The organism is Janthinobacterium sp. TND4EL3, from assembly GCF_900156175.1.
Lineage (GTDB): Bacteria > Pseudomonadota > Gammaproteobacteria > Burkholderiales > Burkholderiaceae_D > Janthinobacterium.
Map to the genome: position 1 here is coordinate 163,732 of NZ_FTMV01000005.1, position 14,443 is coordinate 178,174.

Here is a 14,443-nt window from a genome sequence, read left to right on the forward strand (position 1 = left end):
ATTCGGGTTTGGCTTTTTTTTCGTTTACATGTCTTTCAGGCCCGTGATCGCATAGCCCTTGGCGGCGATCTGCTGGTGCGGGTGGTCGATATGGTAGTCGGGCAAGATCTGGGCATCGTCGGCCACTTCGCTGGCGCGCACTTCGAGTTGCCAGTCGGTATTGGTCACTTCTTCCGGAATGAGTTTTCCTTCCGGCACGGCGAGATAGGAAAAAATGCCGTCGTGCTCGGCCCGGCGGTAGATGTCTACGCGCATGAATGCCTCCTGGTAAGCGTTGGGGGAACCGGCGCACCCGAGGTGCCCGCCGATAGTGCTAGCGTAACAGGATTATGCTCCAGACGGATTGTGCAACTGTGCTACAGGGGAGAAGGGGGGACGGCAATGGCGGCAGCTTGGGACGCGGGGGCGGGGCGTCGTGCACTGGCCAGCCCGTATCAGGCGATGGCGGAGGTGTAATCGTCGTCGTCGAGATCGGCAAATTGGCGTGTATCGGCGGCCGCTGCCGCAGCGCCGGCTGTGGCAAACCCGACCGCGCAGCGATGGGAGTCGAGGCCGCTGCGCAGGCTGGCGATCATCGCCAGTGTCAACTCGTGGCGCTTGCGCGCCTCCGAGCGTTTTTTTGAAGGAATTTCTTCCAGCGCCGGCGCAGGCAGGTTTTCGCATGGCAATTCAAAATCACCGTCCTGTCGTACTTGCGCCGTCAGTTCCTGCCATAGCGCATTGTAATCGGCGAACAAACGTCCTTTCTTGGCGGAATGGTGCACGGCACGATTGATGTTGCCTACAAGAATCATTTTACGGCAGCCATGTTCGTGTCCCAGCTGTCGCACCAGGCGCACCATCAGGGTCTTGGGGCGCATGCCATGCAGGTCGCGTGTAGCCTCGCGCACGCGGTGCACGCTTTCCTGCCCCTTCGGGCCTTGCACACAGCCGACGCTCACGCCCAGGGTGGCATGCAGCTGGCTGCCGAAGAAGGAGAAGGCGATCGAATAGAGCACGTCGTTGTCGTCCATCAGTTGCAGCACCATTTCGCCTTCGCGATCCATGGGATGCAGCGAACACAGTTGCAGGTGGTAGGGAGCGCCCGATTTGCCGTGTACCGTGCCGAGGCGAACAGGACCCCGGGCCGCCTGAATCATCAGCTTGCCCCAGCCCTGCTGCAAGATGAAGTGGTAGTGTTCGGCCAGCAACTCCACGCGCTGGCGGCAGTTCAGCGTAAGGCTCAGGTAAGGGCGGTAAACCTTATGGATCATGTGCGGATAGGCTTGTACCAGCTCATGAAAAACCGGATGCGAGTTCAGCAGTTGTAGCCAGCGGCGGGTTTGGCGCTGCTGCACGCCGGCGCGCAGATGCAGTTTAAGCAGTTCACGCCAGCGGCGTATGCCGTTCGGCATCGCCATCAAGCCGTCAGACAAGGTAATAGTTGGCATCATCGTGCGCATGTCCATGATAAAGGAAGAACGTCTGAATCGTTTCGGTTCAGACGGGTACCGGGCTGCTGACGCCCTCGTGGTTTGCCAGCAGGATGGTGGTGCCGCGGCTGCCACGCGCCAGTTTTCCCGCCAGTCCACCCGAAAAATGGCGTGGCCAGGTGCTGTGCCTGTGCGCTGGCAGGATCACTTCATGGCATCCCAGCAGTTCGGCCGTATCGAGTATCGTGAACAGCAACTCGCCGGCGAAAATGTGGGTGCTGAAATCGATACGCGAACGGCTCAGGTAAAGGCCCGCCTCGTGCATCATCTGTTGTGTGGCTGCATCGAGCATGCTGCCTACCCCGTCACCGGCGCTCTGTTGCGGTACGCCCTCCGTCTGGCGGGATGGCGCCGGCGTCACGTGCAACAGGCTGACGCGGACCTTGATGCCCCATTCCTGCATTCGCCGGGCGTAGCGCGCACCATAGATGATGTCGCTGGTACGCTTGACGGGCAGGAGCAGCTGCAGCGTCGCCTGGCCCGGCTGGCCGCAAGTGTCCGCGGCGCTGTCGGGGGCGTGGGTACGTTGCGGGGCAAGGCGCGATGCAGGCATGGACAGGGCGGCAGTGGAAGGAAAACCGTGTCATGTTATCCATGCCCTCATGCCCTGTAAATTGGCGAAACAGCGTACGGGTTCCCCTTATGCCTCCCCTGTTTTAATAGCGGTAGGTGACATACACGGCACCGATGGGCGATGTCTTGCGCTGCACGATGGGGCTCTTGGCCGCGTCGCCCATCCGGTGCTCGACACCGATCAAGGTATTGACGCCCCAGCGGGCGTCGATGCGGTGTTCCCAGTTGACGGTGGCCTGCGCCTCATAGAAGCCGCCCTTGGGCGTGTATTGCTTGAATGAGGTCTTCGCCGCCTGAGCCGCCGTCACGCCATACATGGTCTGCACGTATTTGCGCTCGCCCCAGCCCAGCTGGCCACTGATGGTCACGCTGTCCTGCTGCACGCCCTTGGCGTCGGCCCTTCCGTAGACCTGGCCGCTGGCGCCGAAATGCATGTTTGCGCCATTTTCGCGATTTGACAGGGGAATGTCGCTCGCGACGCTCAGCGACAGGCCTGGCATGGGAGAGTAGGCGGCATTGAGCAGGGCGCTGGCGTTGCCCTTGACTTCGCCCATGCCCTTCAGGAAATCGCTACCGCCCCAGCCATTGACGCCCTTGCGCTTGTGGTCCTCGCGGTTGCCCCGGTAGCCCAGCGCCGCGCTGTAGCTGAAGGGGCCGGCCTGGCCGCCGTAGCCGATGCCGCGCGAGGTGCTGATGAACAGGCCATTGGCCATGGCGTAGTCGAGAATGATCAGCGGCGAGGCGGACAGCTTGTCGGAGCCGGAATAGCTGGACACGGCGGCAACGCCGCCGCCGATGGTGAAGACATTTTCTGAGACAGGCTCGGCTGCAGCTGCGGCCAACGGGTTCAAGGTCAGGCCGCAGGCCAGTGCCAGCGAGGTCAACAGGGTAGTAGGTGCGTGCATGGAGTTTTCCGTCAGGTGGAGAACCGAGGCCGGAGTGGCTCGATTGACTGTGGCCAGTATCGGCCTGTGTCATGAAGGAAAAATGAGCCTTTTATTAAGATTGCATGAAGAGCGCTTCTTTACCCATTCTTCAGCTTGCGGTGGTTTAATACTCATCATGAAGATACTGCTGATTGAAGACGATATGGACCTGGGCAATGGCGTGCGTATCGCGTTGCGCGACCAGGGCATGCAAGTGGTGTGGGTACGCAGCCTGGAGGATGCGGCGCGCAGCCTGGAACATGACAGTTGTGAGCTGGTCCTGCTGGACTTGGGCCTGCCCGACGGCGATGGCCTCGACCTGCTGGCCAGATTGCGGGCAGCCCGCCTGCCTGTGCTGATCCTCAGCGCCCGCGATACCCTGGAACAGCGCTTGCGTGGCCTGGACGCCGGCGCCGATGATTATCTGGTGAAACCATTCGTGCTGGCCGAGCTGCTCTCGCGCGTGCGTGCGCTGGCGCGCCGCAGCTACGGTTTCGACGGCGACACCATCGAGCTGCGCGGCTTGCTGCTGCAAGTACCCACGCGCCGGGTCAGCGTACACGGGCGCCCGGTGGAACTGACGGCCAGTGAATATGCCTTGCTGAAAACCTTGCTGATGCGCGCCAACCGCGTCATCACGCGCCGCGTGCTGGAAGAACATATCCTGCCGGGCGGGCTGGCCAATGCCAGCAATACTCTCGATGTGCATATGGGTAACCTGCGCCGCAAGATAGGCGAAGGCTATATCCGTACTGTGCGCGGCGTCGGCTATGTCATCGACCAGCACGGTGAAACCTCCGCTCAGCCCGGTACCGGCGCATGATGGGACGTTTCTGGCAGATATTGTGGCGCCCCACGCTGGTACGCCGCCTGATGATGGCGCAAATGCTGATGCTGACCGTGCTGTGGAGCCTGGCTGTCGCCTATGTGCTGATCGAGGGCACGGGCGAAGCGAGCAATGTGAGCCGCGGCGTGCTGCGCGCCATCATCAGTGTGGCCGACAACCTGGCCGACCAGCCGCAGCGTCAGCAGCAAAGCCTGCGCGCAATAGATGTAGCCTTGCGCGAGGAGTTTGAAACGGGGCAGGTGCCGGAACTGGCGCCGCGCATCCTGGTCTGGCGTGACGGCAAGCTGGTCTACAAGTCGCCCGATGCGCCCAGTGGCATCCGCAGCGCCGGCCCCGAGCAGATGGAAGTGGTGTATGTCAAAGGGCAGGCCTGGCGCAGCCGCAGCCTGGCCGAGGGCGCCACGCGCGTGACCGTACTGGAGGCGGGCGGTGCCTGGCAATTCTTCGTCACCATCAATTCACGTGGTTACTACCTGCTGCCGTTACTAATCAGTTTGCCTTTCCTGCTGTTGCCGGCCTGGCTGTCGATCCGCCTGGCCATGCGCCCGTGGCGCAAGGTGGCGCAGGAGGTGGCGGCGCGTGGGCCGCAGGACTTGCGTCCGCTGACGTTCAAGCCGCCGCACGGCGAATTGGCGGCGCTGGTCGACAACATCAATGCGCTGCTGCAACGTGTCGACACGAGCGCCGCGCGCGAGCGCAGCTTCATCGCGGACGCCACGCATGAGCTGCGTACTCCGCTGGCGGCCATGCGCGTCAACGTCGAGGCCTTGCAGGGCCAGACGCATGATCCACGCCAGCAGGAGTTGTTGGACGGCATCCTGAACAGCGGTAACCGGGCCGCGCGTTTGGTGGGCCAGTTGCTGCAGCTGACGCGCAGCGAGGTGCAGGCGGAGGCGGGTGAGCAACTCCGGCTGCAGGCGCTCGATACCTTGTTGCAAGATCGCCTGGCGGCCCTGTCCGGTCTGGCGCAAGCGGGCGGCATCGAGCTGGAGTTGCAGTCCAGCGTGTCGCTGCGCGTGCCAGGCCAGCGTGAAAGCCTGGTCTCACTGATCGACAACCTGGTGGAAAACGCCATCAAGTACAGCCCGCGTGGCAGCAGCGTGACGGTATCGCTGCATGCGGAGCGGGGCCATGCGGTACTGCATGTAGCCGACCAGGGACCGGGCATCGCCCCGGCCCTGTATGAACGCGTGTTCGACCGCTTCTTCCGTGCGCCCCAGCAGGCGCAGCCTGGCAGCGGCCTGGGCCTGTCCATCGTTGCTTCGGTGATACGCCAGCATGGCGGGACGATCCAGTTGCATCGCGGCAACGGTGGCCTGGGCTTGCTGGTGGAGGTGAGGCTGCCGCTGGGCCCCGATGCTTGAGGTATTGTGCATGGATGTTGTGTGAATATTATCATGTGTGCATATAACGCAAGATAGCATGGCGTGACGCACGACGGCGATGCATAATGCGGGACAGCCAGAAAACACCGTTATGCACCGTATCCATTCCCCCTACCTGCAGTATCCCGCCTTCATCGGCCTGTATCTGCTGTTTGACTGGGCCACTTATATCGATCCGATGTATGGATTGAACATCACGCCATGGAATCCCGACCCTGCCTTGGGCCTGGTTTTCTGGCTGATCCATGGCCGCAAGGCGGCGCTGCCGTGGTTTATTGCCTTGCTGGCAGGCGAGGTGCTGGTGCGCGGCATGCCCGCCGGCTTGCCGTTGACCTTGCTGTGCTCGGCGTGGCTGGTACTCGGCTATGGTGGTATCGGCACGGCCCTGCGCCGCAGTTTTAGCAGCAGCGATATCTTCGATAGCCGGCGCCGCCTGGTCACCTGGGTCGCCATCGTCCTGTTCGGCACCATGTTCAACGCCTTTGGCTATATCTCGCTGCTGTCGCTGACCGGGCGTATCCCCGCCGGCGAGTGGGTGACGGCAGTATGGCGTTTCGGCATCGGCGACACGGTAGGCATGGTCGTCTCGATGCCGCTGATCTGGGTGCTGTTCAGTGAGCGGGGGCGCGAACGCCTGCGTACAGCTGTTTGGCACTGGGAAACCCTGGCCTATCTGGCTCTGGCCAGCTTCGTGCTGTGGAGCGTCTTTGGCTCCATCGTACGTTCTGAATACAAGCATTTCTATTTCCTGTTTCTCCCCGTGATCTGGGCCGCGTCGCGCCAGGGTTTGTATGGCGCCGTACTGGCCGTGTTCGTGTTGCAACTTTGCATCATCACCCTCGTGAAATGGTCGCATGCGGTCGATATCCAGTTCTATGAATTACAGATGCTCGATGCGGTGCTGGCGCTGGTGGGTTTTTTTATCGGCATTGTCGTCGACGAAATACGCCAGGTGGCCGACGAACTCAAGCACACGATGCGCCTCGCGGCCGCCGGCGAGATGGCGGCCGCCCTGGCGCATGAGCTGAATCAGCCGCTGACGGCCTTGTCGACGTATGGCAAGGCGTGCGAATACCTGCTGGAACGGGGCGAGAGCGGCGCCTTGCTGCAAAGCGCAGTCGGCCATATGATCGTCGAATCGGGACGGGCCGCTGAAGTGGTGCGCCGCCTGCGTGATTTTTTCCGTACGGGCGCGATGCAGCTCGAAGCGGTGGAGGCGAGCGCCTTGGTCGATGGCATGGCGCGCCAGTTTGCGCCGTTGTTCCATGAGCATGGCATCGAACTGGTGCTGGCGCCGCCCTCGCCGCTGGCCGTGAATGCCGACCGCCTGCAGATCGAACTGGTGCTGCGTAACCTGCTGGCCAATGCGCAGGAGGCTGTGCTGGGCCAGCCGCGCGGGCAGCGCCGCATCACGGTGTCAGCCGAGCGGCTTGAGGGCGGGCGGTTGCGGTTGTCCGTGGAAGATAGCGGGCCGGGCATTTCCAATAGCCTGGCGGCGCGCCTGTTCGAACCCTTTGTGTCGACCAAGGCCAGCGGCCTGGGACTGGGCCTGGTGCTTAGCCGTGCTATTGTCGAAGCGCATGGTGGCCAGCTATGGGCTGAAGTGGGCAAGCATGGTATTTTTCGTTTTGTCTTGCCCCTGGCGCGCGTCAGTGCGGCGGCTACAGGAGAGTATGGTGACAAGTAACTTGACGGTGTTTATCGTGGATGACGATCCCGCCGTGCGCGATGCGCTGGGTTTGCTGCTGGGAGTGCGCGGCTACCGAACTGCCCTGTTTTCCTGCGGCGAGGATTTTCTGCACAGCTGGCGGCGTGAGTGGGCCGGCTGCCTGCTGATCGATATCCGCATGTCGGGCATGGATGGCCTGAGCCTGCAGCGCCGTCTGCTGGAACTCGGTTGCATGTTGCCTATTATTATCATCACGGGACATGGCGACGTGGCTCTGGCGCGCCAGGCGTTCAAGGCGCAGGCCAGCGATTTCCTGGAAAAGCCGTTCGACCACGACAAGCTGCTGGCCGCCATCGAGGAAGCATTTTCGCGTGAGGCGCATGCGCGCGGCCAATTGTTGCGTCAGGCCGAGGGGCAGGCCTTGCTGCTCGCCCTGACGCCGCGTGAGCGGGAAGTGATGCAATTGGTGGTGACGGGGCAGCATAACCGTGACATTGCCCCGGCGCTCGGTATTTCCGTGCGTACCGTGGAAGTGCACAAGGCCAGGTTGATGGACAAGTTGGGTGTTGATAATGTGGCTGACCTGGTGCGTCTCAGCATGCTCGGCGCCGGCTAGCCGCGCAAGAGCTGTCTACGCGATCGTCTGCAATACCTGATCGACCGAGATGGCTTTGACCCAGTCGCTGCGCCGCGCCACCGTGATCACGGTGCTGTTGGCGCTGTCGAAGGGCGCCCATTCCGGGTTTTTCTTGCGCATCAGCGCCACTACGGGCACATGCACGGCGTTCGCCAGGTGCATGATCGACGTTTCCACCGAAATAATCAGGTCGCATTGTGCCAGCATGGCCGGCAGCTGGAAAAAGTTGTCGACGGCGCTGAAGGCTTGCGTGCGCGGCAAGCCATGCGCTTGCACGACGGCGTTTACCTTGGCCAGTTCCTGCGGCATGGCATTGATCAGGAAGCACGCGTGCTGCCATTTCGGCATTTTTTGCATGCGCGCGACCAGTTCTGTAATGCGCTCCAGCGGCCAACCGCGTTTATGCGATTTGGCGAACGGATTCAGCAGTACGAGCGGCCCCTGGCGCGGCGCAAAGCCCCATGTAGCCAACTGTTCCTGCGCCTGCTGCAAGGCGTGCTCTGGAATGTGGACGAAGGGATAGCGATCGGCCACGGGGATATCGAGTCCCGTCAATTGATGGAACCAGTCCGCATACACGCTGCTGATATGGTGCTCGCCTGCGTCCTGCCCGGCATATGACGCCAGCACGGCGTCGATCTTGCGGTAGGCGAGATAATGCCAGGGGCGAAGCGGGCTGAATGGCTTGCGCGTGCCGATCACCAGTCCGTTCGGGCTGATGTTGCGGGCGAGGTCCGCATACTGCTGCGGCCGCACGTGGGCCAGCGAGACGACGACGGGATAATGCTCCGCCTGGGCTTCGTGCAGTGACTCTTCGTACAGCGCCGGACTGTAGGTCTTGCGGTAGATCTTGGCGAACAGGCCCGATTGCTCGACCCAATCGTACAGTGAATAAGTACGCAAGCCCTCCCACTGTCTGGCGTCGGACGTGCGCCGGACTTCGTCGACCCACAGGTGGATCTGAATATGGGGGTAGGCCGCGGCAAAGGCGCGGAAGCCGTTTTGCAGGTAGGTGAAGTCTCCCAGCGCCAGGTGGGCGATGAAAAGAATTTTGTCCGACTTTTGTAGAAGTTCGGCGGGAATCAAAGGCGTCATGTATCAGTACGATTTCAGGTATTCATTCGATGGTATCAAACCACTTGTTGGGAAAATTGCAGGCGATGCAGATTGGCATACGCGCCATTGGCATCCAATAATTGCTGGTGACTGCCGGTTTCCATTATTTTCCCATGTGACAATACCACGATACGGTCCGCACGTTCAATTGTTGATAGTCTATGAGCAATAACTAATGTCGTTCTGCCTTGCATCAGGTGCTCCAGCGCCGCCTGTACGGCCCGTTCCGCCTCCGTATCCAGTGCCGAGGTGGCTTCATCAAGGATCAGGATGGGGGCATCCTTGTAAATGGCGCGGGCGATGGCCACGCGCTGGCGCTGGCCGCCGGACAGGCGCGAGCCGTTGTCGCCGAGGCGCGTTTCCAGTCCGTCGGGCAAGCCATCGATCACGTCGGACAGGAAGGCGGCGGCCGCTGCCGCTTCGATGCGCTGCCGGTCCGGCGCCGCGTCGCCATACGCGATATTGGCGGCCAGGGTATCGTCGAACAGCACAACCTGCTGGCTGACCATGGCGATCTGGCTGCGCAGGCTGGTCAGGGCAATATCATCGATATTTTCTCCATCGAGCAGAATCTGTCCGCCGGTGACCGAGTAAAAGCCTGGCAGCAGGCTGACCAGGGTGGACTTGCCGCCGCCGGACATGCCGACAAAGGCCACCGTCTGTCCCGGTGCAATACTCAGGTTGATGTGTTGCAAGGCCGGTTCCTGATGGCCTGGATAGGCAAAGCTCACATCCTTGAACTCGATGCGGCCACTGCAGCGGCCAGCGAGCGGCTTGCCGCCCGTGCGTTCCGGCGTCTTGTCGATCAGCAGGAAGACTTCCTCGGCGGCGGCCATGCCGCGCTGCAGGGGGCCGTTGACTTCGGCCAGCTGTTTCAACGGTGTCAGCAGCATCAGCATGGCCGTGATGAAGGAAACAAAGCCGCCGACGGTGATCTGCCCCTGCTCCGACTGGAACAGTGCCATCACGATGACCAGGGCCACGGCGGCGGCCGTGATCACCTGGGTAATGGGTACGGTGGCGGAAAAGGTGGTGGTCATGCGCATGCTGTAGCGGCGCAATTGTTCGGCGCGCTCCTCGAAGCGCGATTTTTCGTAGTCCTGGCCGCCGAAAATCTTGATCACTTGCTGGGCGCGCGTGGTTTCCTCGATGACCTGGGTCAGCTCGGCATTGACGGCCAGTGAGTCGCGGTTGAGCTTTTTCAGGCGCTTGCCCGTGGTGCGCACGACGATGGTCAGCACTGGCAGCAGCACCAGGGTTACCAGAGTCAGTGCCCAGTTCAGGTACAGCAGCCAGGCCAGCAGGCCCAGCACGGTCAGCGAGGAGCGCACGATGGAGGTAAACACCTTGGTCACCATCTCGATGATCTGTTGCACCTCGAACATGATCGAGTTGATGACTTTGCCGACCGTATGCGTGTTGTAAAAGTCGATGGGCAGGCTCAGCATGCTGGCAAACATGCGGCGCCGTAATTCGTTGAGGATGCGTGTCGAGACATAGCTCATCAGGTAGCTGCTGGCAAACGTCGATGCGCCGCGCATGGCAAAGATACCGATGACGATCAGCGGTACGAGCCAGAAGGAAAAATTGACTTTGCCGCCGAATCCATTGTCGAGCAATAATTTGAGCGCATACGGCAACAATGGTTCCGTTGCCGCCGTGACGACCATTGCCAGCAGGGCCAGGGCCAGGTGTTTTTTATACGGCGCGTGCAGCGCGGTGAGGCGCTTCAGGTCGGGCGTGAGCATCGGTACGATTCCTTGCAGGAGACAGCAAAAACGGCTAGGCGGAAAAAGAACTCAGGAAGTGCGCTCTTGATGGCGCAGCATGGCCCACAGTATCACCATCGGGAAGGCCAGCATGATGATGCCGATATTTAGGGTGAGCGAGCTCGTTGTCAGGCCAAAAATCATGTAGCAGGTGCACAGTATTACGCCCGCCAGCGCGTATGGCTGCGCTGGGGCGGCACTATGGCGCACGCTGCGGGCGAACAGGGTCAGCGGAACGAGGAAGAGGGCGAGCAAGGCCATTACGCCGGTGATGCCGCGCTTGACCAGGGCATCGAGGTAGTCGTTGTGGGCATTGGTATGGTCCTTGATCATCTTATCCATCTTGCCTTCTTCCGCCAGTTGTTGCTTCGCAGCCATATAGCCGCTGCGCCCCAAGCCTAGCCAGATATGCCGACTCGATAGGGACCATGCGGTACGCCACATTTCTATGCGCTGGCCAATGGAGGTGGTCACATTGTCGTTGCTCTGATACTGTTTGATGTCTGTGACAGCCACCGCTACGCGTTGGGGGACGCCGGAGTTGGGAAGCGTATAGGCGAGCACGAACACCGCCAGGAGTGCAGCGAGCAGAGCAAGCAGATAGCGTACGCCGCGTCCCTTCGAATAATAGTAGGCAAAAAGGCAGCCGCAGACGGCAAGCGCCAGCCAACCGCCGCGGCTGCCGCTGATGATGGAACCGAGAATGCCTGTCAGGCCGCCGGCCAGCAGCAGCAAGCTCCATGCGAGGCGGTGCTTTTGCTCGCGCGCCCAGCCTAGGCCGCATAGGGCTAGCATGCCAAACAACATGCTGACATTGCCATAGTGGATAGCATTGCTCGTTGCTGCTTGCGGGCGATCCATATCGAGTGCGAGAAGCTGCCACAAGGCCAGAGCCGCACCGCTGATGGCACCGATGGCGAGGCCGCTCCACCAGGCCGCCGGTCGCGGTGGGTAGGCAATCAGCAGCAGCAGCACAGGCATCGCCAGCAGTGTCCGCAATGGCATATCAAGTTCGCGGGCGGGATCCGCGTGGTACAGCATGTTGGCCGTGAAGACACAGAAATACAGTAACAAGGTGCCCAGCAACAGATAGTCCCGGCGTTGCAGGTTCAGACGGGGGCGTTTCCACAGCAAATATGTGCTGGCCAGCAGGAGAACCAGCGCGCCAAGGGAATATCCGCTGGTGACAGCCAGCGCCAATGCCGAAAAAAGAAAAACACAAACAGAAGTCAGACCGAGCATGAATATCCTTGGTAACGCACGTTGTCGCCATTATGGCAACTGTAGCAACATAAAGTAGGCGTCATTGTAATCGAAGGTTCATGCAAAAATACCCGCCTGGCATTTGCTTATTGCTAACGATTTGATCGTATTCAGGGGCAGAAACGAAAAAACCATGGTTTTCAGCCATGGTTTTTTTGTAAGCAATGGTAACTTGCTGTAATTTTGTTAAGGTGTGACTGCCTTGGTCATGCGGCTCAGGCTGTCGCTGGCACGCGCGTGGCCACGCCGGTGGCAATCGCCGCTTGCGACACGGCAGGCGCGACCCAGCTGCGCAGACGCTCGTCGAATGGCGACGGAATCAGTTGCAGCGGCGTCAGCGCGCTCGTTTCGTGGCCTGGCAGCGGTTCTTTTGCCAATGCGGCGATGGCGCGCACGCAGGCCAGCTTCATTTCTTCGTTGATGGTGGTGGCGCCCACGTCGAGTGCGCCGCGGAAGATGTACGGGAAGCACAGCACGTTGTTGATCTGGTTCGGGTAGTCCGAACGTCCCGTGGCCACGATGGCGTCGTCGCGCACGGCATGCACCTTCTCCGGGGCGATTTCCGGGTGCGGATTGGCCAGAGCGAAGATCAAGGGCTTGGCGGCCATGGATTCGACCATTTGCGCGCTCACTACACCGCCTTTCGACACGCCGATGAAGATGTCGGCGCCGACCATGGCGTCGGCGAGGTCGCGGTCGCTCGTGTCATTCGCGTAGCGCGCCTTGTTCTCTTCCATGTTGGCATCGCGGCCCGGGTAGATCACGCCCTGGCTGTCGCACACTTTCAGCAGCGACTTGTTCAGGCCCAGCGAGACCAGCAGGTCCAGGCAGGCGATCGAGGCCGCGCCGGCGCCCGAAACGGCTACCTTGACGTTGCCGATGTCCTTGCCGACCAGTTCCAGGCCGTTCAGGATGCCGGCCGCGACGATGATGGCCGTGCCGTGCTGGTCGTCATGGAAGACGGGAATGTTCATGCGCTTGCGCAATTGTTGTTCGATATAGAAGCAGTCGGGCGCCTTGATGTCTTCCAGGTTGATGCCGCCGAAGGTCGGCTCCATGCGGACCACGGTGTCGATGAACAGGTCGGGATCGTTCTCGGCCAGTTCGATGTCGAACACATCGACGTCGGCAAACTGCTTGAACAGGCAAGCCTTGCCTTCCATCACGGGCTTGCTGGCCAGCGGGCCGATATCGCCCAGGCCCAGCACGGCCGTGCCATTGGTGATCACGGCCACCAGGTTGCTGCGCGAGGTGTAGGTGCCGGCCGTACGCGGATCTTCCACGATGGCTTCGCAGGCGAAGGCCACGCCCGGCGAATACGCCAGGGTCAGGGCGCGGGCATCGCCCAGCGGTTTTGTTGGTGTGACGGAAATCTTGCCTGCGCGGGGTTGTGCGTGATAGGCGAGGGCGGCTTCTTTCAGGTTGAAGGTTTCGCCGTTCTGTTCGGCGTGCTTGCTGTGGGAAGTAGACATAGGAATTCTTGGGGAGGGCATGCATGGCCCGAGTGGTAAGTCTGAGCCATGTTATGCAAGCGTTTGCACGCTGTCAAGGCTCGTTTGATGGGAAGTCGATCAAAACCGCTTTGGGCAATGGCTTTATTTCAATGCAAGCGTTTGCTCGGTTTTTGACGGAATGGCGATTTTTTACGATAAAATTGCTGTATTGCGATCCGGGAAGCCCATGACAAACAAGAACCCCACCTTAAGCGATGTAGCGCGGGCCAGCGGCGTGCATTTTTCCACCGTCTCGCGCGTGATGAATCCGGCAACGCGGCAAATGGTCAGCGCAGAAGTGGCGGCGCGCGTGCTGGCCGAGGCGGGCCGGCTGGGCTACCGGCCGAATCGGGCCGCCTCGACCCTCGTCACGCGCAAGTCGCGCATCATCGGCGTGGTCCTGCCCGACATTACCAACGCCGTGTTTCCTCCGATCCTGCTGGGCATCGAGGAAGGCTTGCGCAAGCATGGCTACCTGGCCATCGTCGCCAACGTGGGCGCCGACGAAGAAGAGCAGTTGTTCGTCATCAACCGCCTGCTGGGGCAGCAGGTCGATGGCCTGATCCTGGCCACGGCGCGCCGCGACGATCCCGTCATCAAGATGTGCATCGACCAGAACGTGCCGGTGGTGACCGTCAACCGCAGCGACGAGACGGGCGTCGCTTCCTGCGTCGTCAGCGACGACGTGGTCGGCATGCGCCTGGCCGTCGAGCACCTGCTGGCGCTGGGCCACCGCCATATCGCCCATATCGCGGGCCCGGAAAACCTGTCCACGGGCCACGTGCGCCGTCTCGGCTTCCTGGCCGCCATCCAGGCCAGCGAACTCGATCCGTCGCAAGCGTTCGTCTTTGAAAGCAGCGGCTATTCGCGCGAGTGCGGCAAGGCGGCCCTGCTGGAACTGCTGCGCCAGTCGCCGCAGACGACGGCCGTGGTGGCCGGCAGCGACCTGGTGGCCATCGGCTGCTATGACGCCATCCGCGAGCTGGGCTTGAGCTGTCCCGAGGATATTTCCGTGGTGGGCCACAACGACATGCCCTACATGGACATGATCCGTCCGCCGTTGAGCACCATCCGCATCCGCCATCACGGCATCGGCACGGAAGCGGCCCGCCTGATCCTGCAAACCATCGACACGCCGGATGCCGCCGTGCTGGACGTGCGCCTGAAGCCGGAACTGGTGGTGCGCGAATCGACGGCGCCACCGCGCGCTTCGCGCTGATTGCGCTTCTTTTGCTTGAGTATGTTTAAATCTTGATATTGATAATGATCAAGACAAAGCCATGCAGATGACAA

The 14,443-nt window shown here is 61.3% G+C and carries 12 protein-coding genes and 1 pseudogene; 5 read left to right on the forward strand and 8 right to left on the reverse strand.

The window, feature by feature from the left end:
• Window positions 1–24: 24 nt before the first annotated feature.
• The 4 genes from BXA07_RS10530 to BXA07_RS10545 form a co-directional block, all read right to left on the reverse strand.
• Window positions 25–255 (reverse strand): DUF6139 family protein, encoded by a 231-nt coding sequence (locus BXA07_RS10530; RefSeq protein ID WP_076567890.1) that lies wholly within the window; start codon window positions 253–255, stop codon window positions 25–27.
• Between the two features lie 179 nt (window positions 256–434).
• Window positions 435–1,448 (reverse strand): VirK/YbjX family protein, encoded by a 1,014-nt coding sequence (locus tag BXA07_RS10535; protein ID WP_076567891.1) that lies wholly within the window; start codon window positions 1,446–1,448, stop codon window positions 435–437.
• A 31-nt stretch (window positions 1,449–1,479) separates the two neighbouring features.
• The gene (locus BXA07_RS10540; protein ID WP_076567892.1) at window positions 1,480–2,025 is read right to left on the reverse strand and encodes a universal stress protein; all 546 of its coding nucleotides are present in this window, start codon (window positions 2,023–2,025) and stop codon (window positions 1,480–1,482) included.
• Window positions 2,026–2,128: 103 nt separating this feature from the next.
• Window positions 2,129–2,950 (reverse strand): MipA/OmpV family protein, encoded by an 822-nt coding sequence (locus tag BXA07_RS10545; protein WP_083708157.1) that lies wholly within the window; start codon window positions 2,948–2,950, stop codon window positions 2,129–2,131.
• A gap of 157 nt (window positions 2,951–3,107) precedes the next feature.
• Between BXA07_RS10545 and BXA07_RS10550 the strand changes: the two genes are divergently transcribed.
• The 4 genes from BXA07_RS10550 to BXA07_RS10565 all read left to right on the forward strand — a co-directional run bounded on the left by BXA07_RS10550 (window position 3,108) and on the right by BXA07_RS10565 (window position 7,488).
• Window positions 3,108–3,794, forward strand: coding sequence for a response regulator (locus BXA07_RS10550; protein WP_076567894.1), 687 nt, complete (start codon window positions 3,108–3,110; stop codon window positions 3,792–3,794).
• On the forward strand, window positions 3,791–5,182 hold the full coding sequence (locus BXA07_RS10555; RefSeq protein ID WP_083708158.1) for a sensor histidine kinase: 1,392 nt from the start codon (window positions 3,791–3,793) through the stop codon (window positions 5,180–5,182). Before BXA07_RS10550 ends, BXA07_RS10555 begins: the two co-directional genes overlap by 4 nt.
• Before the next feature lie 112 nt (window positions 5,183–5,294).
• Window positions 5,295–6,890 (forward strand): ATP-binding protein, encoded by a 1,596-nt coding sequence (locus tag BXA07_RS10560; RefSeq protein WP_076567896.1) that lies wholly within the window; start codon window positions 5,295–5,297, stop codon window positions 6,888–6,890.
• Window positions 6,877–7,488: a response regulator transcription factor gene (locus BXA07_RS10565; protein WP_076567897.1), complete on the forward strand. Its 612-nt coding sequence runs from the start codon at window positions 6,877–6,879 to the stop codon at window positions 7,486–7,488. Before BXA07_RS10560 ends, BXA07_RS10565 begins: the two co-directional genes overlap by 14 nt.
• A 15-nt stretch (window positions 7,489–7,503) precedes the next feature.
• On the opposite strand, the gene BXA07_RS10570 is transcribed toward BXA07_RS10565, so the two are convergent.
• The 4 genes and pseudogenes from BXA07_RS10570 to BXA07_RS10585 form a co-directional block, all read right to left on the reverse strand.
• Window positions 7,504–8,604: a glycosyltransferase family 9 protein gene (locus BXA07_RS10570; protein ID WP_076567898.1), complete on the reverse strand. Its 1,101-nt coding sequence runs from the start codon at window positions 8,602–8,604 to the stop codon at window positions 7,504–7,506.
• Window positions 8,605–8,639: 35 nt separating this feature from the next.
• On the reverse strand, window positions 8,640–10,373 hold the full coding sequence (msbA, locus tag BXA07_RS10575) for a lipid A export permease/ATP-binding protein MsbA (RefSeq protein WP_076567899.1): 1,734 nt from the start codon (window positions 10,371–10,373) through the stop codon (window positions 8,640–8,642).
• Between the two features lie 51 nt (window positions 10,374–10,424).
• Window positions 10,425–11,636 carry an O-antigen ligase family protein gene (locus tag BXA07_RS10580; RefSeq protein ID WP_076567900.1) on the reverse strand — a complete coding sequence of 404 codons (1,212 nt, stop codon included), beginning with the start codon at window positions 11,634–11,636 and terminating at the stop codon, window positions 10,425–10,427.
• 254 nt (window positions 11,637–11,890) lie between these two features.
• Window positions 11,891–13,129 (reverse strand): annotated as a pseudogene (locus tag BXA07_RS10585) (malic enzyme-like NAD(P)-binding protein); the annotation flags it as partial.
• Window positions 13,130–13,337: 208 nt separating this feature from the next.
• Here BXA07_RS10585 and BXA07_RS10590 point away from each other — a divergent pair.
• On the forward strand, window positions 13,338–14,369 hold the full coding sequence (locus tag BXA07_RS10590; protein ID WP_076567902.1) for a LacI family DNA-binding transcriptional regulator: 1,032 nt from the start codon (window positions 13,338–13,340) through the stop codon (window positions 14,367–14,369).
• The last annotated feature ends 74 nt before the right edge of the window (window positions 14,370–14,443 follow it).

Excerpts from the sequence above, each read along its gene's own strand:
- BXA07_RS10530 (WP_076567890.1), bottom strand. The coding sequence starts at position 255 with ATGCGCGTAGACATCTACCGCCGGGCCGAGCACGACGGCATTTTTTCC.
- BXA07_RS10535 (WP_076567891.1), bottom strand. The coding sequence starts at position 1,448 with ATGGACATGCGCACGATGATGCCAACTATTACCTTGTCTGACGGCTTG.
- BXA07_RS10540 (WP_076567892.1), bottom strand. The coding sequence starts at position 2,025 with ATGCCTGCATCGCGCCTTGCCCCGCAACGTACCCACGCCCCCGACAGC.
- BXA07_RS10545 (WP_083708157.1), bottom strand. The coding sequence starts at position 2,950 with ATGCACGCACCTACTACCCTGTTGACCTCGCTGGCACTGGCCTGCGGC.
- BXA07_RS10550 (WP_076567894.1), top strand. The coding sequence starts at position 3,108 with ATGAAGATACTGCTGATTGAAGACGATATGGACCTGGGCAATGGCGTG.
- BXA07_RS10555 (WP_083708158.1), top strand. The coding sequence starts at position 3,791 with ATGATGGGACGTTTCTGGCAGATATTGTGGCGCCCCACGCTGGTACGC.
- BXA07_RS10560 (WP_076567896.1), top strand. The coding sequence starts at position 5,295 with ATGCACCGTATCCATTCCCCCTACCTGCAGTATCCCGCCTTCATCGGC.
- BXA07_RS10565 (WP_076567897.1), top strand. The coding sequence starts at position 6,877 with ATGGTGACAAGTAACTTGACGGTGTTTATCGTGGATGACGATCCCGCC.
- BXA07_RS10570 (WP_076567898.1), bottom strand. The coding sequence starts at position 8,604 with ATGACGCCTTTGATTCCCGCCGAACTTCTACAAAAGTCGGACAAAATT.
- msbA (WP_076567899.1), bottom strand. The coding sequence starts at position 10,373 with ATGCTCACGCCCGACCTGAAGCGCCTCACCGCGCTGCACGCGCCGTAT.
- BXA07_RS10580 (WP_076567900.1), bottom strand. The coding sequence starts at position 11,636 with ATGCTCGGTCTGACTTCTGTTTGTGTTTTTCTTTTTTCGGCATTGGCG.
- BXA07_RS10590 (WP_076567902.1), top strand. The coding sequence starts at position 13,338 with ATGACAAACAAGAACCCCACCTTAAGCGATGTAGCGCGGGCCAGCGGC.